Raw genomic sequence first — 20,048 nt, forward strand, 5'->3', positions numbered from 1 at the left:
CTACCTAAACGTAACGGCCAATCCAAACGCCGTTACGTTTTTTTTAGCCAACCAAAACCACCCAAACTCTACAAACAATCTAGTGCAACAACACGCCCAAACATATAATCAAAACTTACTATGCAGTGATTAGTCAATCTGCAATCCACCCTTTTATACTTTCAATTTTATTACTATGTCGAACCAAAAAATTACACCTCGGAAACAAAACTACGCTCAGTGGTATCAAGACGTCATCCAATCCGCAGGCCTCGCCGAGCATTCGCCCGTCCGCGGCTGCATGGTCATTCGACCGGAAGGCTACGCGATCTGGGAAGCAATACAGCGTGATTTAGATCTACGCATCAAGCGTTCAGGACATATGAACGCTTATTTCCCGATGTTAATCCCGCAGAGTTTTTTAGCAAAAGAAGCACAGCACGTCGAAGGCTTCGCCATGGAGTGTGCCGTTGTCACGCATTCCAAGCTTGAGAATGGTCATGACAATCAGCTTGAGCCAGGCGGCCCTCTCGAAGAGCCAATGGTCATACGCCCGACAAGTGAAACAATCGTTAATCACATGTTCAGCCAATGGGTCCAGAGCTATCGTGACCTACCTATCTTAATGAATCAATGGTGCAATGTGATGCGTTGGGAAATGCGTACACGTTTGTTCCTACGCACCGCTGAATTTCTTTGGCAAGAAGGACATACCGTTCACGAAACCCGAAAAGAAGCAGAATCCGAAACACTTCGCATGCTCGACACTTATGCCGATTTTTGTGAACAGATGTTGGCCATTCCTGTCATCAAAGGTCGCAAAACAAACAAAGAAAAGTTCGCCGGCGCAGTCCACACCTACTCGATTGAAGCACTTCTCCAAGACGGTAAAGCACTCCAGGCCGGCACCAGCCATTTTCTCGGCCAAAACTTCAGCAAAGGCTTCGACATCCAATACCTCGGACGCGATCAAAAACTCGAATACGCCTGGACAACCAGCTGGGGTGTCAGCACACGTCTAATCGGCGCATTGATCATGATGCACAGCGATGATAAAGGCCTCGTCCTGCCACCAGCCGTTGCGCCGCAAGCTATTGCCATCGTACCGATCCTAAACAAAAAACAGGATGACACAGATATCCGCACGCTAATTGATCAGCTTCTAAAGCGTCTACTACCTGAAAAAGCAATAAAAATTGCATCCACTGATCGTGACAGTATTGAAAAGTACATCATTAATGAAAACACGAATCAGCAGATCGTCGTGGATTGGCGTAAATATCGTCCCGGCGACAAACGCTATCATTGGGAAAAACGTGGTGTCCCATTACGAATCGAAATCGGCCCCCGAGAAGTCGCTGCACGTTCATGTATGGTCAAACGCCGCTGTGATAATACGCAAGCATCCATGCAGATAGACGACCTAACACCAGATTGGTTACGAGACCAGCTTGCTAGCATCCAAAAAACTATGCTGGACAAAGCATCTCAGTTCATGCAATCCAATATCCGTCACGCGAATTCTTACGATGAGCTAAAACACATACTCAAAGAACATGGCGGCCTCGTGCGCTGCTTCTTCGAGCCAAACGACGAAATTGAAAAGAAAATCCAGGAAGAAACCAAAGCCGCTGTACGAAACATCCCGTTCGATCAAAATACATCCATCGGCCGCTGTATCTACACAAACATGGAAACTTCGACTGAAGTCCTTTTCGCGCTGGCTTATTAGAGCAAGTGGCATGTCGACTTAGTGTGGCTGGCAGTTAGGTAATTCGACTGCCGAACTTTGTGATTGCTGCCACCCCATCCTCAACAAATCAAGATCCCCATCCCCCTGACTCAATCAGCCCGACCCAAACAAAAAGACCCGCTGCATTCGCAACGGGTCTTTTTGAATAATGGAGCAGAGGGGGCTTGAACCCCTGACCTTTGCACTGCCAGTGCAACGCTCTCCCAACTGAGCTACTGCCCCTAATCCCTTGACGGATGAAGCTCAGTTATTGACGTAAAATGCCAACTAAACCGTAACTTCTGGGGGTCGCAAATTATAACATCCTCACTGAACGCATCAAACAGCCCGGTTATCCCCATTCAAACGCAGCACTTGCGCATACACAATTTATGCTTATGCATGCCCACATATGCCTTTTAAGCACATGAATGGCCCTAACCCAATATGTGGAAGCCCGCCAATTCGCCGCAACTGGCACATCTGATATATTATCTTAATTACTGACGGGTTACGCCCCCTTGTGCCCGCCGGGTTCGCCATCAGCGCCAACCCACCTATAATGAGGTTGTGCACCGCCTGAGCACCTTCGCCCTGCCCCATTGAGGCCGCGATCCTCAAGCGCCGCCTCATAACATGCTCACCCTGACAATGGAGAATTGCCTTGTCGCTTCAGGAAGATTTGTACGAACTGTTCCTTCTCGATACCCAAGTGCGTGGTTTACGTAGCCGCCTCGATGCCGCGATGCGTCGTCAAAAAGCGCAGCAGACCAAGCTCGATAAGATCGAAAACCAACTCGGCGAACTCCGTAACCAGCTCAAACACCAACAATCAGCAGCCATGACTGCTGAGAAGGAATCAAACGAGATTGATGAGAAGATCAAGCAATCTCGCGAGCAGATGAACGCAGTCACCAGCAACAAGGAATACTCCGCTTTGCTGGTTGAAGTCAATACACTCAAGATTGACAAGGGCAAAGCAGAAACTGTTGCGCTTGACCATCTCAATGCAACCGAAGAAACGCAAAAAAATATTGATGTGATTGAGCAGCAAGTGGATAGCCAGAAAAATCTGGTAGAAGCAGCAAGCAAGGACGTCGAAGAAGCCCGCGTTGCAGTGGGTGATCAGCTTGACAAGGTTGAAGCTGAGCGTGCGGAATCTGCGAAAAAAATTCCAACCGCGTCATTGGCAATATTTGATCGCCTTGCGTATGAGCATGATGGTGAAGCACTTGCGGAAATTGAAGAGCAAAACCGCAAGCGCAACGAATACACCTGCGGCGGCTGCTACATGCAACTCCCAATCGAGCGTATCAGCAGCACAGCCTCCAAGCCCAATGCCATCACCACCTGCCCAACCTGCGGCAGGATTCTTTTTATGAAGACCGAGAACATTGAAGCGCTCAGCGGTAAATAAGCTGACCCCCAAACAAGCAAATCTCAAAGACGCAGTCCGTTACGCTGCGTCTTTTTTTATAGACATTCACTTGCGAGATTATGACGTGCTGCACAGAAATACAGATCAGCAACATACCTCAATGCAATATTTGCACGGATCGTTAAAATAACGATCAACCTAAGTACTTGACGATTAGCTAGTAACATTAAGATTTGGATAAGACATGATGAAATGCATCATTCATATTGACGGTGGGGCGAGAGGAAACCCGGGCCCGGCCGCGGCAGGCGTAACGATCAAACAAGCAGGCACAGGCAAGATCGTCCATGAGGCGGGTTATTATCTGGGGCACATGACCAATAACTCGGCTGAGTACAACGGGTTACTGCATGCACTGGAAGCTGCGAAGGGGTTGAAGGCTGACGAACTTCTCATTCATAGCGATTCTCAGTTGATGGTGCGCCAAATCAATGGGGAATACAAGGTTAAGAGTCCTGATCTCAAGCCTCTGTATACCAAAGCATTACGATTGATCGGCGGATTTAAAAAAGTAGATCTGGTGCATGTGCGGCGTGAGAAAAATAAACGTGCGGACGAGCTTGCCAATCTTTCGATGGATGCGGAGACGGATGTTTTTTTTACGGACGAGGGAGGGGAGGAGTCAGGCAGATCATCCGAAAACTCTTCGGTTAAATCAAGTGGTGCGGGCGAGGGCTTATTCGATAACCCGACAACTGAAAGTACTACGCAAGCACAGGGTGGTGATGGATTTAGCGTGAAGTTGACAACCGGGGATTGTCAGAATGGTTGCGGAAAAGGACGAACGTTTGTGTTCGGCGAAAAGACGCCGGGCGGTTGCTGTGTGCATGCGGCGGCGGCGGCGCTGGGTGCCAATCCGATGAAATGGGACAGGAATCAAACGGGCGAGGATATGATCTGCAACCAGTGCTGGCAGACAATCGAAGTTCGGAAGCGTTGATCCCCACCTCTAACCAACAATTAGATCTGTGTTTTCGATACGAGTTATAATTCGGTTTTGTGCGCAGGTTTGTGGTTTTGTTAGCGCGTTAAATCACGTTTTTTGCGCGCACAAAAGTGAAGAAAAACAGGGGTTCGCGGCGCGTTTGTGCGCATGAAACTTCTTAATCGGGGATTACCTGTAACTCAAGTGAACACAAAATGCAGAGAACTGACCAAGGTTTGGCAAGTATTGGGTGATAACCGCGCGCTAACTGAATTTTCCTCGCTAGTGAGAAAAAGGCAAAAAACGCGATTGTGCGTGTGATCGCGCTCAGATAAAACTGAGTTTTGGCTGACTCATTGAAATGCCATTCTCGGGGACATTGAGAAGCGAAAGACAAACCAAAATTCTGAGATCGCGATTGGCTGCTGAATGTATGATGCGGTTGATCGTTTTGTTTGCTTGACTGGATTGGTTTCATTAAGCTTTGGGGCAAGTTTTGTGTTATCAGTGGTTGCTCGGAGGGTAAACATTTTGCATGAAGGGCAGAGTAAAACTCACTTGAAATCAGATATGAAAACAACGTTTGGTTTTAGCAACAAAGTGTTTTTGGGTTGCGGTTTGTGCTTTGGGTTGATGATTCTTTTCTGGATCATGATGAATTCGCTCGCCCCCAATTGGTTGGATGGATACACAACTAAGCAGGGGAACTTGCCATATCTTATTGCGATGTTGATGACGGTATTGCCGCTGTTTGTGACGAATGTAACATGGTTTGCGCGGTTGTATATCGGTAATAATTCAGGGGGTTCGAGCCGATCGAATTTGGGTGAACATGTGGTGCATTGCAGCGCGATGAAGAAGTGGATTGGGGTGTATGATCCGAAATGTTTGGGAATCGTAGTTAATCTGAAATGCTCAACGTGTCACTATAATCTTCGTGGACTGAACATTGATAGTGATTGCCCTGAATGTGGGCGGTATATAGGCGACAGTATCATAGCCTTGAAACGAATGATTGGACGGCCGCCTTATGAGAAGCTTGCGCGTATGGCAACAATGTCGTTCTGTATCGCATGCTTATCAATCATCGGTATGTTCTTTTTTTCGAATTTACTTGGCGTTATATTGTTTCAGGCTGATGATGATTTTATCGTGTATGGAAGTATGTTTTTAATCATAACGGCAGGTGTGCTGACTTTCATGATTAGTCTGTTGTTTTTCTTTGTGAGCATGATTAGTTCAATCGCATTACGGAAACGATATGAACGGTTGATCGAGGACGTCATGAGGGTGTAAGGTTCGACACATCTGAGGGGCGAAGGAGGGGGGGAAGGAGGGGCGAAGGAGGGGGGGAAGGAGGGGGGGGAGGAGGGGGGGGAGGAGGGGGGGAGGTTAATTATTAGTGAATGGGCGACAGGTCGTCAATGTAGTCGGGGATGAGATGAGTTGGTGAAGTTGGTGACGCATTGTGATCGAGGGTGTAGCGGGCGGCGGCGAGTTCGCGGATAAGGAGGTTGCGGTGATTGTAGTATGCGAGTGTATCGTTGAAGCTGGATAGATCTTGCCAGGCGAAATTTGTGAGTGGTGTGGTGTAGCTGTATGAAGGATTCCCTGAGTTGTTGGGGTAGATATAAATCTGTTGTTCTGCTTGTTCGAGGTATTGCTGGCCAAGGTCGGCAAACTGCTTCCTGTCGTAATGTTTTAGAAAAGTATATTGATGAATATTGACCATGTAATGCATAAGTAGGTCAGGTACTTCATCTTCGCTATTAAATATCTCATTGAAATACCCTTCATATTCGATGGCATACTGGCGGATAAGATCGGGCATTTGCGCATTGAGTTGCTGATCTTCAGGCAGTATTAGCGCTTGTTGCAATTTGAGCAGTTGCTGTTGATTGAGCAGATCACTACGGACGGCATACATGATCGGATGGCTGATGTTATTCCTGTAGATTATTTCCAGAAACATCTTGGGATAGTTTCTGGGAATATGAGCGATGGTGTTGGAGAGCTGAATCATAAGAAGCATGTCGTCGTAGGCTTCATTGATGCGGTTGTTGCGTAAGTGGCGGATGGTTCGAAGGCTAAGCAATGAAGTGGCGTGGTAGATGTGAACTGTGTGGTCGAGTATGTGGTTGTATTCAGGCTGGCCGGGGAGATGGAACTGGACGGGGCCCGTGGCGCGAAGCGATTTGAGCATGTCGAGTGATTGGGATGTTTCTTCAAGTAATCGGTTGATGATAGCAGCGTGTTGTGTTGAGAGATCTTCATCTGGCGGGAAGCTGACAAAGGTATACGTGCCTGATTCAATCAGGATGTTGAGATTATGGCTAAGTTTAAGGTCGGGATCGAGCAATTCGAATGCTTCGTAGAAGGGGGAGGGATCGGCGTGGTCGTTGGGAAAGGCATCATAAAATTTTTGGTTGAGTGATTGAAGGGTATGGCCTTGGATTAGTTGATTGTAGGCGTTGTTGGCGAGTAGGTAGTAGGTGAGGTAGGTGATGAGGTAGAGGATAATGAGGGCGATAGGGGCGAGGATGAGGAAACGATACAACTTACGGTGATGTGTGAAGCGGTATTGCCAGAGACGGCGGTAGTCTTGAAAGTCGGATTTGAGGGTGTCGATAATGGGCATAATGATCGCTCACAATGATTGCAATGGCTATAGAAATAGACGGAGTGGATGGGGTATTGTTTCAGTATTAAGGTAAATGCGTTCTAGGCAGATTTCGATAGCTGAGCTGTTACTTAAGAAATGTTGGCTGGATGTGACAATCGGATTAATCGTCATAGATGAGCGATCATGTAAAAATACCATGATGAAGGTAGAAGATTTTTGCTTAGGAGGGTAGTTTCACATATCTTTTGAAGACGCTGAGCGTGAGAATCCGTGTCAATATGGAATTTTGGCCTCTTTGATCAGATTATGCAGATTTCTGGTGCGGTATGAGGATGCTCTTGCTTACGATGGATAAAAAAGATCAAGATCGAGGGTTTGCTGATGAATGTAGTCGTGACATGGATGTATTGCTCGCCTCCTAAGGAGAAGATCAATCATGCGCAAATGGGGGCTGATAGCGATCTGGCGGAAACTCAGAATTACTATTGGCGATGTATTTTTTTGATGTTCGAGAGTAGTTGGCGGTTAAACGGTGGAGATACGCGTCATATTTTATTGGTGAATAAGCGGCCGCCTGATGAGATCGATGGGGTGGATACGCGTCAATTGATTGAGCAGTATGGGGTAGAGGTGATTGATATTCCGAATATTACAAAGGCGCCGGAGGATTACCATACGGCCTGGAATATTCAGTTTACGCTGATCGATATTATGAAATGGATTGGTGAGAATACTGCTGCGGAAGATCATGTCTATCTGCTGGATAGTGATGTTGTGTTCAATCTGCCGCTGAATGATGAGATGGCGGAGGTGATTGATAAAAAGAAGGCGATGATTTATACGATCGATTATGAATTAGATCATGTGGTTAATGGGAATACACGGCGAGATTTATTGGCCATCTCAAAGGAGATGAGTGGGGGATATGATCGGGATGAATTCAGATATGCGGGCGGTGAGATCATCGGGGGATTGGGGAAAGAGTATACACGGATGGCGGAGTTAAGCCGCAAGTACTATGAAGAATGTTTAGAGCGATATGCGAATAAGCAGTCGAAGTTTTTGACTGAGGAGCATTTGTTCAGCTATGTGTATGATTTGCTGGGGTACGAGCCATATACAGCGAATAAGTTCTTGAAGCGTATCTGGACAGATCGTAGTTTGTATACGACGATCACAGGTGACGAACATGGGTTGGTTTTTTGGCATTTACCTGCGGAGAAAAAGAAGGGTTTTTATAAGCTATTCCAGCAGTATCGTCTAAAGGACGATGGGAGTTATGTTTTAGATACTGATCAGCATGGGCGGTTTTATGGGATTGACGCGACGTTGGGTACGCACTTGATGGTGTGGCCAAAGCGTGTGGCGAGAAAGATGTATTACATGCTGAAGAAGTGATTGAATAAGACAACGAATGACTATGCATGCATGCGGCGACGTATGCATGTTTTTATTTAGATGTGGATTTATGTTTTAGTTGGTAAGCGGTGATAAGGCCGAGGGGGAGTGTGAGGAGGATATCGGCAGCGCGGTCGATGAGGGCGGCGGCTGCGGCAAGAGGAGCGGTGATGGGGGTTGTTAATGCGATGAGGCCGGCGACTGTCCATTCGGAGAGGCCGAGGCCGTTGGGGGTGAGGCCGAGGAGTTTGATGAGGAGTGAGGCGGCGGTGGCGAGGAGTGCGGAGTGATAGGAGATGGGCGAACCGAGGGCGAGGAAGGCGAGGTAGAGACGGAGGGCGGCGATGAGCATATCGATGATTTTGAGGAGGGGCCATAGTGTGGGGGTGACGATGGCATGAGTTCGGTTTAGAAGCAGTTTTTGGATGAGAGGTTTGGTGAAGCGAGGGATGAGTGTGAGGAGAATGAAGGCGAAGAGAAGAATAAGGTTGATGGCGAATGAGGGGAATTGGTAAATAACACCTAACAGTAAGATAGATGCGGCGGGGATAAAAATGTAAAGGCTAAGGCCAAGGATGATTGCGAGGATGAGGAGTGAATCTTTGAGCGCGAGATTGTGTGAAGATTTGAGGTAGGCTGCCCTGCCCCACAGGCCGGGGCGTAGGAGGGGGATGTAGTTGAGGAGTGAGGAAGCGGTGATGAGTTTGAACATCAGACGGAAACGGACAGGTGAGGTTGTGGGGAAGGATTTGGTGATGATGTGGAAGAGGGAGGATGTCAGCAGGAGATTGAGGAAGACGAGAGCGATGATGGCGAAGAGATAGAGGGGATGGATGGACTGGAGGGTTACGAAGGAGAGGTTTTGGAATGCGTAGTAGATGGCGAGCAATAGGAGAGCAAGCCCGAGAAAAGGAGCGAAGGGTTTTAGGTATTTTGCGAGTTGCTGCTGCATGTTTGGTATGGTCATGAATGAAGGTTAAATGTGTGCCTGGGGACGGGCGATCGAGTGGCGTTAAAGTAAGTTTAATCTGGTATTTAGGGTGATGCCAGCTTACAATTGCGAATAGGATTGAGGGGTGGCGAGTTGTATACGCAGGGGATGTTAAATTGATTGCAAAAACTGTCAGGCAGGTGTGAATAAAAGATGTTTGTAAAGAGCCCGGAACAAGTAAAAAGTGTTGAGATGGATATGCCCGGTGTTAAGGGTGTGACGATGCAGTTGATGATTGGGCGCGAAGATGGAGCACCGAATTTCGCGATGCGTTTATTTACTGTTGAGGCGAATGGGCATACGCCGCTACATTCACATAATTATGAACATGAGGTGATGGTGGTGAGTGGTGAGGGGCAAGTGACGGGTGGTGTGGATGGGGGGACGATCCGGCCGATTAAGGGTGGGGATGTAATTTTCATGCCTGCGAACGAGACACACCAGTTCCGAAATACAGGGAGTGGTGAACTGAAATTTATGTGTTTGGTGCCTGTGAGTTTTGATTGTGGCAAGGGTGAGTGTGCGGTGACGCCGGGGAGCTGAGGTGGCGAACTGAATGGGGCAACGGCATACCAGGCGAGGGAAGTTTGGGGGCTGGAGGAGATGAAAGACTGAGGGTGAGATTGGTTTGCTCTATCTTTTGGATAGAGTGGTTATGCATAGGTATCAGGCAGGTGAGACAATCAAACAGGAAGGTCGATCATGACGCAAGAGATGCAGCAAACGGCGGAAGCGGGTGTTGAGCAGGAAGTTGTGTTGGACGAAGCGGAGAAGCAGGAAGAGCGGAAGGCGAGCCGGCCGCTACGGGCGCAGACGTTGTTGGCAGGAGCGGTGGTGATGCTGGTCATCACGCTACTGATCGTTGCGTTTATTAGTGCGGTGGTACTGGATGGGCGATATGGAATGGATCGTGTGGTTGCGGTGTATACGCCGGGATCCATGGTGTTTATTTATACAGCGATGTTGTTGCCGGCACTTCTGACGGGGGTGATTGGGGTGGCGCTTTTGATTATGGGAAGTTTGCGGGCTGGGATCTGGGGAAACGAAGCAAAGCGAATGGCAGAGATGCAGACAGAGATGATGCAGCGTTTGGATGAGATGAATGATCGATTGTTATTGAGTGAGACGGCGAAGAAAATTGCGTATCGATGGCATGATGTGGATGCACTGCGAAAATCGATCCGTGAGGATATCAATGCGAAACGATTTGACGCGGCATTAGCGCTGATTGGTGAGATGAGCGAATCGTATGGTCATGTGGAGGAAAGTGAAAATTTCCGTGATGAGATTCATGCGGCAAGGCGTGCTGAGATGGAATCAAAGATCACGGTGGCGATTACGCAGATCGAGAAGGTGCTGGACGAGAATGATTACGAGAAGGCGATGCAGGATGCTCGAAGACTGATGCGGCTGTATCCGGAAAGTGAACGAGCGAAGGCAATGCCTGAGCGGGTGGCGGATGCGCGCGATGATTATAAGAATCAGGTTGAGCGCGAGTTTTTGGTTGCTGCAGGTAAGGATGATGTGAACCGGGCGATGGATTTATTGAAGGTGCTTGATGTGTATTTGACGCCAAGCGAAGCGGAACCGCTGCGTGAGGTTGCGAGAGGTGTGATTGGAAAGTTAAGAGACAATCTGGGCGTACAATTCAAGATGGCGGTCCATGATGGGGAATGGCGAGCAGCGGTGAAGGTTGGCGGGCAGCTGGTTGAAGAATTTCCGAATACGCGGATGGCGGCGGAAGTACGTGGTTTGATGGATGAGCTGAAGAAACGCGTGGGGGAGATGGAGACGCAAGGGGCGTATTGAGGGGTTTGATGTGAATTGATAAAAGGAAGCCCAGTCTTTTGAGGCTGGGCTTTTTTGTATGCGAAATGAAGCTGAGAGGATTTGACGGGTGGAGAGGAATGGGGGATTATCAGTGGTATCGAGGGGGAAATAAAAAGAAGCCTGTGTCGCTATGGGCTGAAAAATGGTTTTGGTTTGAAAGAGGAAGAATCAGATGTCGAGCAAGTATCCGGTCGTATTGATTGCTGGTGACGGTATTGGGCCAGAGGTTTCTGATGCAGTGGTTGAGGTCCTGAAGGCGGCGGGAGCGCCGTTGGAATGGATTTCGTGTGATGCTGGCTTGGCGGCATTGGGCAAAGGTAAGGATGTGATGCCGGAAGAAACGCTGGATGCGGTGAAGAAGCATCATGTGGCGCTAAAGGGGCCATGTACAACGCCGGTTGGGAAGGGTTTCACATCGGTGAACGTGCAATTGAGAAAGAAGCTGAATTTGTTTGCTGCGATTCGGCCGGTGCGGTCGCTGGACGGTGTGCCTACACGTTATGAAGATGTGGATTTGGTGATCGTGCGTGAAAACACGGAAGGGTTGTATTCGGGTGTTGAGAATCGAATCACATCAAATGTTGTGACGACACTGAAAATTGCAACGGTTGAAGGAACTGAACGGATTGCGAAGCGTGCATTTGAGTATGTGCAGAAGCGTGGCCGCAAGAAACTGACGGTGTTCCATAAAGCGAACATTATGAAGATGTCGGATGGTTTGTTCTTGGATTCTGTGGCTAAGTTGCACAAGGATTTTTCAGATGTGCCATACGACACACAGATTATTGATGCGGGCTGCATGAAGCTGGTACAGGACCCGACGAAGTTCGATGTGCTTCTGATGGAAAATTTTTATGGTGACGTTGTGAGTGACCTGGCTGCGGGTTTGGTGGGCGGCCTAGGCGTCGTGCCGGGCTCGAATATTGGGTTTGAAGATGCGGTGTTTGAGGCGGTTCATGGCTCGGCACCGGATATTGCAGGCAAAGGGATTGCGAATCCATTGGCGCTACTGATGTCGAGTGTGATGATGCTGAATCATATGTATGAGAAATACGGTGACAAGCAGATACACGCGGCAGCGGAATCGATCAAAGCGGCGTATAACAAAGCGTTGTCGGATGGCGAAAAAACTGGGGACTTGGGCGGTTCGCTAGGGACGCAGGAATTTGCGAAAGCAGTGATCAGTCGCCTGTCATAAAAACCGAGACAACTGAGTTCGAATGCAATACAATTGCGGGTATCACAAACGTGATGCCCGTTTTTCATAAGTATTGTGTTGCCGTTATATAACTCATGATTAGATAGAGGTTATTATGCCTGAGGTTTTGGAGTGGACGTTGGAGGGGGCCGATGGCGAAGTGATTATTGGGAATACACATTTGCCCATGACGGATGAGCCGCTGGGGGTATTAATTTTGTGCCACGGGTTTAAGGGGTACAAGGATTATGGGTTCATGCCACGGCTTGCGATGGAAGGGGCAGAGACGGGGTTTGTGGTACATCGATTTAATTTTTCTCATTCGGGAATGACGAACAAGATTGAAACGTTTGAACGAGCGGATCTTTTTGAGAAAGATACGTGGGGCAAGCAGATTGATGATTTAAAAACGGTCATAGGCGCGGTCGAATGCGGGGATTTGGAAGGGATGGGATTGCCGCTGGTTGTATTTGGGCATAGCCGCGGGGGCATGACTGCAACACTCACGGTATCTGAAATACTAAATGAAGATGTGGATGAGCTGGGACGATCTATTTGCGGATTGATTACAGGTGCGGCCCCATCATATGCATGTTTTTTGAGTGTGGGCGAATTGGAAGAGATTCGGACGAATGGCAAAGTTTTGTCGCCGTCTGGGCGAACTGGAGAAGACTTGTATGTGGGGTTAGGCTGGCTAGAAGAAATTGAGGCTGAAGCAAAGCGGTTTGATCCGATACGAGCGATGCGGAAGATGCGTTGCCCGGTGTGTATTTTGCATGGAACGGAAGACAACACTGTGCCGATGAAGTGTGCGCATGAGTTGGCTGATGGCGCGGGCGAACGAGCGATGCGGGTGATCATTCCGAAAGCAGATCATGTTTTCTGCAGCCCAAATCCTCTGGGTGAAAATGATGCGATTCCTGCCATCACACATACGTTTATTTCGGATGTCGTGAAGTTTGCGGAAAACTGCGTCAGAGGCTGATTGGGTTACGGGCGAGAGATGGTGCCGAGATCGATGACGATTCCGTTTGGTTGGTAGTAATCAACATTGAGTGTATTGGTGGAGATGAAGGTGAAGACGACCGCGTGGGTGCCAAGACGATCAGCGAAGTTCTGATCTCCCTTCCCAGGTGCAGCGAACTGATGATTTTTATGCTTTTGTGCGTGGAAATGATAGTGAGCGAGGCCGGTGTACATGGATTTTATTAGTTGGTTGGATGCGTAAAATTTACGGTCGTGAGCGCGGATTTCGGGCGGAAAAGGTTGAGCTATGAATTGATTGGATTCATTCCATGTGAGCACGCCGCCGAGTTCGGTGGTGGTGTCTTTAATATCTCGATCGGCTTGCTCAAAAAGTAATTGCAGGACTGCTGGCGATTGAACAGCTTCGATGATGTTTTGAATAATCAGAAGGTCGGCTGGCGATAGTTGATCGGCTTGTTGACTGAATGATTCTTCAGCTTGATGCGGGTGATCGGTACGGAGATAAGGGGTTTGTTTGCTGAGATATTTGCGGATGGATTTGGCTGTGGGATTTATTTTTTCCGATCTCTTATGACGAATGGCTACAGGTAGATGGCGGATGTGAAGTGTGCTTTGCCAATATGGGTCGGTGGGCGCAAGATCTGAAAAAGAATCTGGTGAGCCGAGCGGGGTTTGATTATGGAGCAGGTAATTGATCCAGAGTAGACCTTCACGGGTAGTCGGAAGCTGCGTGAGTGATTGCTTAGCGGTATAGAGGTCTTGTGAGATTTGAGAATTCCGATCGGCGGCTGCGAGCGCGGCGTACAGATCGGATTGAGGCATGATACGGGTGAGTACGAGCCAAGCTGCGATCTGGTGACGTTTGGTGGTGAGCATGGCGGATTGAGGGCGGTTGGTCGGGGGTGTGCCGTGGTAGTTGCCAGTCAATATTTTGAGAAGTGTTTGTCGGGGAGTTTGAGTTGGGTTGAGGATTTGTATGAAGTCACGCTCAGGACGATCTGAGTCGGTGTAAAGAGTTGAGGTGCGAGCCCATGAGTGTACGGCGGCGATGGTGAATGATTGCCAGCGGTTTTGCTTGGCGAGATCCAGAAGATAAATAATCATGTTCCACTGATCGACGAGCGTGATGAGATCGTTGGCGGATTCGAGAAAGGCGTACTGGTTTTCTGCGATGAGTAGCTCAGTCGCTCGCTGCCTGAGCGGAAGTGGGTGAGAATCATTCCATACGAGGCCGTGGAGGGATTTGAGATAACGCTTGCTTTGAGGGTCGGAAAGCGGCGCGTCTTGTTGCTGTTGCTGGATTTGGTTGAGTGCTCGGATGCGTGAAGAGCTGGATCGTGAAGGATCGAGCATTGCGGCAATGGGGTCTTTGTGTGGCTGAGAGGCGCAGCCGATAAGTATGATCGGGACGAGTGCGAGTTGAATGATATTGCGTATGGCTGTCATGCGATAGTGTATAGAGATGGTGTGCTAAAAAAACAAAAAACCCATGCTACCAGATCGGCAGCATGGGGTCATGATCTTTTAGATTCGTTGGGAAATGCGTTTCAGGTTTAGCGTGGTACGCACTGTTTGGCACGTTCGCCAGCACATTGCTGTGTGGCCTGGCTAACAACCTGGTAGCCGCCGGGGCTGTTTGCACCGACCCATTTAGTTGCAGTGACGTTGCCGTACTGCATGCCACCTTGCATGATTTGCATTTCGATCATCATTGGGTCTGCACCTGAAGCTCTAGCTTTTTCAAGCTTCGCTTTCATTTTGGGGTGAAGACGTTCGGTGTAGGCGAGGAAAGCGCCTTCGGTTTTAATGGTGTCGGCGTTTAATTCGGCGTAATCGTCGGCACACTCGTTACAGGAGTAGATGTAAGCACGAACGCCATCTTTCCCTGAAGGTGCTTTAATGGGAGCCATTTCACCCGCACCAGCACGGTAAATCATGCCAGAGCCCGTATCGAGGAAGTACGCTTCTCGCGTGCCACCACTGGCAGCACCGCCGAAGATCCCCATCTGCATGGCGATGACTAGTCCGGCGACAACGAGTACAGCGACAGCAACAATTGCTGCGCCATTAGGATTCTGATCAATTTTTTCACGCAAACCCATACGATGGATCCTTTCGGGAGGATAAGCCTTTTGATAGAGGCGTCATTGATGATGGAATGAAATAAATACGAGCGTTTTACATGAAGTCATGATTAAGAAGCTGAAACTGAGCCACAATGCTCAAAGAGTAGAAATAGCTTCAAAATGAAGAAACTTTGGTTGAACAAAACCGAAGCGTATTCACGCAAGTTGCTCTAATAGCAGTATCTTAACAATCGTCGCTTTTTTCCACAACCGAAAAAGAGCGAAAGTTGTCTGATGAATTTGGCTCAGTTTTAGTTGATCACTCAATCGAGCTGCATTTGGTAGGCAAGTCGCACTTGGGACATCTCGGTGACCCATGACCGAACACGATCTGAATCCATCGTGGGGAGATTCTGAGAGGATGCACCGAGTACCGAGAGCAGGCCAGCTTTGGGGGCGGTCATCTGAGTCACGTGAGGCTTGATTGTGCTGGGTATCTGAGCTTGTGTAGCGGCAACCTCGATAGCACGGTCCAGATAGCCGATTTCATCGACGAGGCCGTTTTCGAGGGCTTCAGTGGCGGTGTAAACCTTGCCTGTGGCGAGCTCACGAACTTGTTCTTCGGTTAGTGTGCGAGTTTTGCCATCAAAAGTGATGGATTTGCGGCCTTCATAAACGACGCTGACGAATTGCTCGTAGGCGTTGTCGAGGATGTGTGTGATGAATTCGTAGTCTTTAGGTGTCCATTCACGGAACATGGAAAGCTCATCTTTGTCGACAGAATCGGTTGATGTGACGATTTTGGGTGTGACTCCGATTTTGGTCATGAGGCCGTCGACGGTGAAAGCTTGGGCGATGACCCCGATGGAGCCGGTGAGACCGGTACGCTCGATGACGATGGCATCGGCGGGTGCAGAGACGTAATAAGCACCTGAGGCGGCAACGCCTGCAAAGGAGGCGATAATGGGGATTTTGTGTTCTTCTTTAAATTTTGCGATTTGATGCCAAATTTGGTCTGAAGCGTTGACGTATCCGCCGCCTGAGTTGACGCGTAGCACGATGGCTTTGGGTTTGTCTTTGGCGAGTTGTTCGAGTGATTTTCGAACGAAATCGTACATGTCGTAATCAACAGTGCCTGAGATGGGGAGAATGACGATACGGTTGCTTTGTGAGCCTTCCAGGTAAAGTTTTTCGTATGGGCCTGATTGAATGGACGCATAGATAATCCAGCCCATGTAGAAGTTGAGGAATATGGAAAAGATGAGGAGTGATTTAACGATGCGGTTGATGAATTTGCCGCCCTCTTTGGGGGGCTGAATGATCACTTGTGGGATGTTTGATGGCGGCGTCGGAGGTGTGTTTGTACCCAGACCTGAGATGGGTGGGCGTGAGGATGGCTGGTCGCCTGCTGGGGGGGGTGTGGGATTATTGGTCATCGTGAAATGCTCCTGATGAATGAAGTTTCGCGGGAAGGCCGTCTGTGCGCTGTGGAGATGGAAGGAATGTGATCATTCGCGGTCCGAAAATCTCTGCAAAAAACGGCTCTGGTAGGTATCATCGTCCAATATGAGCAGACATCTACACATTGACGCGTTTTCGGGCATTGCTGGTGATATGTTTTTAGGAGCATTGATTGATTTGGGTGTGGACGCAGGGGAAATTGAGCAAAGCCTGCGCCAATTACCGGTTGAAAAAGAATGGGAACTGAGTGTAAAACGTGTATCTCGCCATGGCATTGGGGCGATTGATCTCAAGGTGCTGACGGGTGAGAACAAGCACTCACATCATCATGATGAACAGGGTCATCACCACCATCATCACACAAATTATCATGACATCATGCATATGATCGATCACCTCGATACAACCGAGCGAGGAAAAGACAAGGCGAGGCGAGTCGTGACACTTTTGGGTGAATCTGAGGCGCGCGTACATGAAACGACGCTGGATAAGATTCATTTTCATGAGGTGGGCGCAGTCGATTCAATCGTCGATATGCTTGGCAGTGTTGTTGCGTTAGAGTTGCTGGGAGTTGATAGTTTATCATGCGGCGTTTTGCCGATGTCACGTGGTTTTGTGAAATGTGATCATGGTGTGATGCCTGTACCTGCACCAGCGACGGCTTATTTACTAGAGGGATTGGCGACGATTGGAGTAGATCGAAAAGGTGAACTGGTTACGCCAACAGGCGCAGCTCTGGTCAAAGGACTGTGCGAAGAATTTGGGGCGCAGCCTGGGATGATGATTGATGGTGTTGGGTATGGCGCGGGCGATCGTGAAGATCCTGAGATACCCAATCTTTTGCGTTTATTTGTTGGAGAGCGAGTGGGCGCAAAGCGATTAATGCCAACGATCGAATCCGCATAAGAAACGGGCAAACTGATGAAAACGAGTTATGTGGTTCCAATGATATGTGTAATCGTGATCGCGGCTGCGTTGACGCAATACTACATTGGCCAACCGGCTGATCTTCCAACAAACGAAACGAATGAGACGGTATTGCGGCGTATCGAGCTGCGTGATGACTTTTCATCATTCATTCAGCATACGAATGCTGATATTGAAAAACGTGATGAGATTTACTCCACGATTATATCGGATTGGCTAGAGAAGAAGCATCAAGCGGGCTTCTGGAAGATACATGAGAAAACGCTGTTTCGAGTTTTGAATGGGCGTGAACCGGCACAAGGATTTATGGATGGTTGTTTTGAGATCAAATTAGGCGAGGTTCCTAGCGATATTGCTGCTATCGACAAGATAGGCAGCGAATTGATCGACTATGCGGATGATTTGGCTGAGCGTGGAGACGGGTTAAATGCTTATCATATCGGGCATATCGTTTTTGTTTGGGGATACGATTTATTACAGAGAAATACGATGCTTGATGCGCGGTTGCAGGGGCTGTGGATGCTAAACGCAGGAGGGAATGTAATGTTTAAAATGTTACGTCAATACCCAAAAATATCTGCGAAAGTTGAGATTGATGAGAATGTGCTTTTGGAGCTATCGGATCATGTGAGTGAGATTGATCAGAGGTGGTCGAAGAAACTGCTACTTGTGAGAAGCGTTACACCACACCTAGGTGATCTTATGCATATTGCGGAAAAAGATGAAGATCTGACATTTCGAATTGAAGGGGTCTTACGGTTGGGCTTATTTCAGCATGCTGCGAAATCACGCGGCAACCTTTGGAAAATGCAACAACTCATAGAATCAGCTCAGAAAGATGAGAATATCTTAATCCAAAAGGCTGGACATCGTGCGGCGGCTTTCAGTTTGAATGACGCGAAAGTTTTTCAGTAGCACAAGGAGTGGTTCGGTATGATGCACGTGTTAATGATTGTGCTGGTCTTGTTAATATTCTTGAATGATTCACTAGAAATTCCTGATTCGCATTCACGTTGGTTTGTCGTATTAATTTGGCTCATATCACTAAGTGTATTGGGGTTTGGGTATTGGTTGTTCTGCAAGATTATTCATCGACGCTTGAAACGTCATGACAGTCGATTGCTAGGTCAACTAGATCGTATAAATATGATTTTTCGTTTGATTGGAGTAGGCCTTGCATGTGGCGTGATGCTTGCTGGTGTATTGAATTTTTTAAGAGATTTGATGGGGAATGTGTATTTTTTGCCGGATGCTTTGTTTTTAATGCCGACAATCTGTCTGTTTATTTGGGGGTGGTTGTGCCAATATCCAATTGATCAACAGCTAAAAGAAGCCTCGCTTATACGTTGTGTTGATGATGGCGATAGCGTGTATGAATTCCCCAATCGTTATCATTTTTTATTGAATCATTTGCGACATGAAATGTTGATTGTATTGTTGCCATTACTACTGATTTTGCTTTGGGCGGAAACGACTGAATTTACTATCTTACCTTGGATATATGGCGCGGATTGGCAAGAAGAATCTCAAGGTGTCGCGTGGCTGTTAAATGACATCGCTGAGGTTGGATCGGTTATTACGTTAACAGGTGGTGTTGTAATATTCGTGCTTTCGCCAATGATCGTGCGATGGGCTTGGGACACGGAGAAGCTTGTAGACGGTACTGTTCGCGAAAGAATATTAGCGTTATGCAAAACACATCAAGTGAATATTTCTGAGGTTTTGCTTTGGCGGACAGCAGGGACAATGATCAATGCGGCAGTCATTGGAGCTGTCTCAAAATTACGTTACATTTTATTGAGTGACGCGTTATTGGATCGCATGCCGACACGAGAATTGGAAGCGGTGATGGCTCATGAAATCGCCCATATTCGCAAGAAGCACATTTTATTTCTGCTCATAGCGGCGATAAACCTAATCGGGCTACTTGAATTGCTTTTTAATTTGATTGGCGAAGGTATACACCAAATCATTGTGAGGATAACGGGGCATACTGATATAGATGTGCTTGAGTTGCAATTGAATGACATTATTATTCTATTTGGTCTTGGTGCAACATTGATTGGCTGGTTCATACTGTTTGGTTATGTTTCAAGACTCGCGGAAAGACAAGCGGATACTTTTGGTGCTGTGCATATGACCCGTGTGCTGGAAAACGATTGGGAAGACGAAAACTGTGTTAGCCGAGCTGGTGCGGGGACAATGATATCGGCATTACAGCTGGTCGCTGACTTGAATCATATTCCGACAAAAAAGAATAATTGGCGGCATGGCTCGATTGAGAAACGCCAGGACTATTTACGTTCGATCGTCGGGCAGCAAATTGACGAGTTGATCGTGGATCGCCAAATACGTTTCTTGAAATATGTGTGTATATTTTTGCTTGTACTTATGTCTGCAGGGTATTGGTATTTGGGAGGTTAGCTTAGATATTTCGCAATATTAGGCAATGACGTGGTGATGGTCTATAATTGCTGACTTATCCTAAACTCA

General features: G+C 47.9%; 17 protein-coding genes and 1 tRNA gene. 12 read left to right on the top strand and 6 right to left on the bottom strand.

From position 1 onward, the window contains the following. Positions 1–175 precede the first annotated feature (175 nt). The gene (gene proS / locus KS4_RS10790) at positions 176–1,711 is read left to right on the top strand and encodes a proline--tRNA ligase (RefSeq protein ID WP_145077854.1); all 1,536 of its coding nucleotides are present in this window, start codon (positions 176–178) and stop codon (positions 1,709–1,711) included. A 170-nt stretch (positions 1,712–1,881) separates the two neighbouring features. Here proS and KS4_RS10795 read toward each other — a convergent pair. Next, positions 1,882–1,954 (bottom strand) — tRNA-Ala (locus tag KS4_RS10795). Between the two features lie 421 nt (positions 1,955–2,375). On the opposite strand from KS4_RS10795, the gene KS4_RS10800 reads away from it, so the two are divergent. From KS4_RS10800 to KS4_RS10810, 3 genes are all read left to right on the top strand, one after another. Then, positions 2,376–3,128, top strand: a complete 753-nt coding sequence (locus tag KS4_RS10800; RefSeq protein ID WP_145077856.1) for a zinc ribbon domain-containing protein — start codon at positions 2,376–2,378, stop codon at positions 3,126–3,128. A 205-nt stretch (positions 3,129–3,333) separates the two neighbouring features. Then, entirely contained in the window at positions 3,334–4,089 is a 756-nt protein-coding gene (locus KS4_RS10805) for a ribonuclease HI family protein (RefSeq protein WP_145077858.1), read from the top strand. A 555-nt stretch (positions 4,090–4,644) separates the two neighbouring features. Continuing rightward, positions 4,645–5,370 carry a hypothetical protein gene (locus KS4_RS10810; RefSeq protein ID WP_145077860.1) on the top strand — a complete coding sequence of 242 codons (726 nt, stop codon included), beginning with the start codon at positions 4,645–4,647 and terminating at the stop codon, positions 5,368–5,370. A 103-nt stretch (positions 5,371–5,473) separates the two neighbouring features. Here KS4_RS10810 and KS4_RS10820 read toward each other — a convergent pair whose 3' ends face one another. Then, the gene (locus tag KS4_RS10820; protein ID WP_145077861.1) at positions 5,474–6,712 is read right to left on the bottom strand and encodes a hypothetical protein; all 1,239 of its coding nucleotides are present in this window, start codon (positions 6,710–6,712) and stop codon (positions 5,474–5,476) included. 366 nt (positions 6,713–7,078) lie between these two features. Here KS4_RS10820 and KS4_RS10825 point away from each other — a divergent pair, with 366 nt between their 5' ends. Then, complete coding sequence (locus KS4_RS10825) at positions 7,079–8,095, top strand: hypothetical protein (RefSeq protein WP_145077863.1); 1,017 nt, start codon at positions 7,079–7,081, stop codon at positions 8,093–8,095. A 52-nt stretch (positions 8,096–8,147) separates the two neighbouring features. Here KS4_RS10825 and KS4_RS10830 read toward each other — a convergent pair whose 3' ends face one another. After that, positions 8,148–9,047: a lysylphosphatidylglycerol synthase domain-containing protein gene (locus tag KS4_RS10830; protein ID WP_200761172.1), complete on the bottom strand. Its 900-nt coding sequence runs from the start codon at positions 9,045–9,047 to the stop codon at positions 8,148–8,150. A gap of 192 nt (positions 9,048–9,239) precedes the next feature. Between KS4_RS10830 and KS4_RS10835 the strand changes: the two genes are divergently transcribed. The 4 genes from KS4_RS10835 (at position 9,240) to KS4_RS10850 (ending at position 13,099) form a co-directional block, all read left to right on the top strand. Next, complete coding sequence (locus KS4_RS10835) at positions 9,240–9,629, top strand: cupin domain-containing protein (protein ID WP_145077867.1); 390 nt, start codon at positions 9,240–9,242, stop codon at positions 9,627–9,629. Between the two features lie 159 nt (positions 9,630–9,788). Then, complete coding sequence (locus KS4_RS10840) at positions 9,789–10,895, top strand: ABC transporter permease (protein ID WP_145077869.1); 1,107 nt, start codon at positions 9,789–9,791, stop codon at positions 10,893–10,895. Positions 10,896–11,088: 193 nt separating this feature from the next. Further along, positions 11,089–12,114: an isocitrate/isopropylmalate dehydrogenase family protein gene (locus KS4_RS10845; protein ID WP_145077871.1), complete on the top strand. Its 1,026-nt coding sequence runs from the start codon at positions 11,089–11,091 to the stop codon at positions 12,112–12,114. A gap of 115 nt (positions 12,115–12,229) precedes the next feature. Further along, complete coding sequence (locus tag KS4_RS10850; protein WP_145077873.1) at positions 12,230–13,099, top strand: alpha/beta hydrolase; 870 nt, start codon at positions 12,230–12,232, stop codon at positions 13,097–13,099. Between the two features lie 5 nt (positions 13,100–13,104). Here KS4_RS10850 and KS4_RS10855 read toward each other — a convergent pair whose 3' ends face one another. The 3 genes from KS4_RS10855 to sppA all read right to left on the bottom strand — a co-directional run bounded on the left by KS4_RS10855 (position 13,105) and on the right by sppA (position 16,603). Beyond that, complete coding sequence (locus KS4_RS10855) at positions 13,105–14,547, bottom strand: hypothetical protein (RefSeq protein WP_145077875.1); 1,443 nt, start codon at positions 14,545–14,547, stop codon at positions 13,105–13,107. A gap of 107 nt (positions 14,548–14,654) precedes the next feature. After that, complete coding sequence (locus KS4_RS10860) at positions 14,655–15,203, bottom strand: hypothetical protein (protein WP_145077876.1); 549 nt, start codon at positions 15,201–15,203, stop codon at positions 14,655–14,657. A 287-nt stretch (positions 15,204–15,490) separates the two neighbouring features. Then, the gene (gene sppA / locus KS4_RS10865) at positions 15,491–16,603 is read right to left on the bottom strand and encodes a signal peptide peptidase SppA (protein WP_145077878.1); all 1,113 of its coding nucleotides are present in this window, start codon (positions 16,601–16,603) and stop codon (positions 15,491–15,493) included. Positions 16,604–16,733: 130 nt separating this feature from the next. On the opposite strand from sppA, the gene KS4_RS10870 reads away from it, so the two are divergent. The 3 genes from KS4_RS10870 to KS4_RS10880 are packed head-to-tail and all read left to right on the top strand — an operon-like array spanning position 16,734 to position 19,979. Further along, positions 16,734–17,534, top strand: a complete 801-nt coding sequence (locus KS4_RS10870; protein WP_145077880.1) for a LarC family nickel insertion protein — start codon at positions 16,734–16,736, stop codon at positions 17,532–17,534. Positions 17,535–17,549: 15 nt separating this feature from the next. After that, positions 17,550–18,470, top strand: coding sequence for a hypothetical protein (locus KS4_RS10875; protein WP_145077882.1), 921 nt, complete (start codon positions 17,550–17,552; stop codon positions 18,468–18,470). An 18-nt stretch (positions 18,471–18,488) separates the two neighbouring features. Continuing rightward, positions 18,489–19,979 (top strand): M48 family metallopeptidase, encoded by a 1,491-nt coding sequence (locus KS4_RS10880; protein WP_145077884.1) that lies wholly within the window; start codon positions 18,489–18,491, stop codon positions 19,977–19,979. Positions 19,980–20,048: the final 69 nt, after the last annotated feature.

Source organism: Poriferisphaera corsica, assembly GCF_007747445.1.
Taxonomy (GTDB): Bacteria; Planctomycetota; Phycisphaerae; order Phycisphaerales; family Phycisphaeraceae; genus Poriferisphaera; species Poriferisphaera corsica.

Coding starts and splice junctions, on each gene's coding strand:
- KS4_RS10830 (WP_200761172.1), bottom strand. CDS start 9,047: ATGCAGCAGCAACTCGCAAAATACCTAAAACCCTTCGCTCCTTTTCTC.
- KS4_RS10850 (WP_145077873.1), top strand. CDS start 12,230: ATGCCTGAGGTTTTGGAGTGGACGTTGGAGGGGGCCGATGGCGAAGTG.
- proS (WP_145077854.1), top strand. CDS start 176: ATGTCGAACCAAAAAATTACACCTCGGAAACAAAACTACGCTCAGTGG.
- KS4_RS10840 (WP_145077869.1), top strand. CDS start 9,789: ATGACGCAAGAGATGCAGCAAACGGCGGAAGCGGGTGTTGAGCAGGAA.
- KS4_RS10875 (WP_145077882.1), top strand. CDS start 17,550: ATGAAAACGAGTTATGTGGTTCCAATGATATGTGTAATCGTGATCGCG.
- KS4_RS10870 (WP_145077880.1), top strand. CDS start 16,734: ATGAGCAGACATCTACACATTGACGCGTTTTCGGGCATTGCTGGTGAT.
- KS4_RS10835 (WP_145077867.1), top strand. CDS start 9,240: ATGTTTGTAAAGAGCCCGGAACAAGTAAAAAGTGTTGAGATGGATATG.
- KS4_RS10825 (WP_145077863.1), top strand. CDS start 7,079: ATGAATGTAGTCGTGACATGGATGTATTGCTCGCCTCCTAAGGAGAAG.
- KS4_RS10860 (WP_145077876.1), bottom strand. CDS start 15,203: ATGGGTTTGCGTGAAAAAATTGATCAGAATCCTAATGGCGCAGCAATT.
- KS4_RS10810 (WP_145077860.1), top strand. CDS start 4,645: ATGAAAACAACGTTTGGTTTTAGCAACAAAGTGTTTTTGGGTTGCGGT.
- KS4_RS10855 (WP_145077875.1), bottom strand. CDS start 14,547: ATGACAGCCATACGCAATATCATTCAACTCGCACTCGTCCCGATCATA.
- KS4_RS10845 (WP_145077871.1), top strand. CDS start 11,089: ATGTCGAGCAAGTATCCGGTCGTATTGATTGCTGGTGACGGTATTGGG.
- KS4_RS10820 (WP_145077861.1), bottom strand. CDS start 6,712: ATGCCCATTATCGACACCCTCAAATCCGACTTTCAAGACTACCGCCGT.
- KS4_RS10880 (WP_145077884.1), top strand. CDS start 18,489: ATGATGCACGTGTTAATGATTGTGCTGGTCTTGTTAATATTCTTGAAT.
- sppA (WP_145077878.1), bottom strand. CDS start 16,603: ATGACCAATAATCCCACACCCCCCCCAGCAGGCGACCAGCCATCCTCA.
- KS4_RS10805 (WP_145077858.1), top strand. CDS start 3,334: ATGATGAAATGCATCATTCATATTGACGGTGGGGCGAGAGGAAACCCG.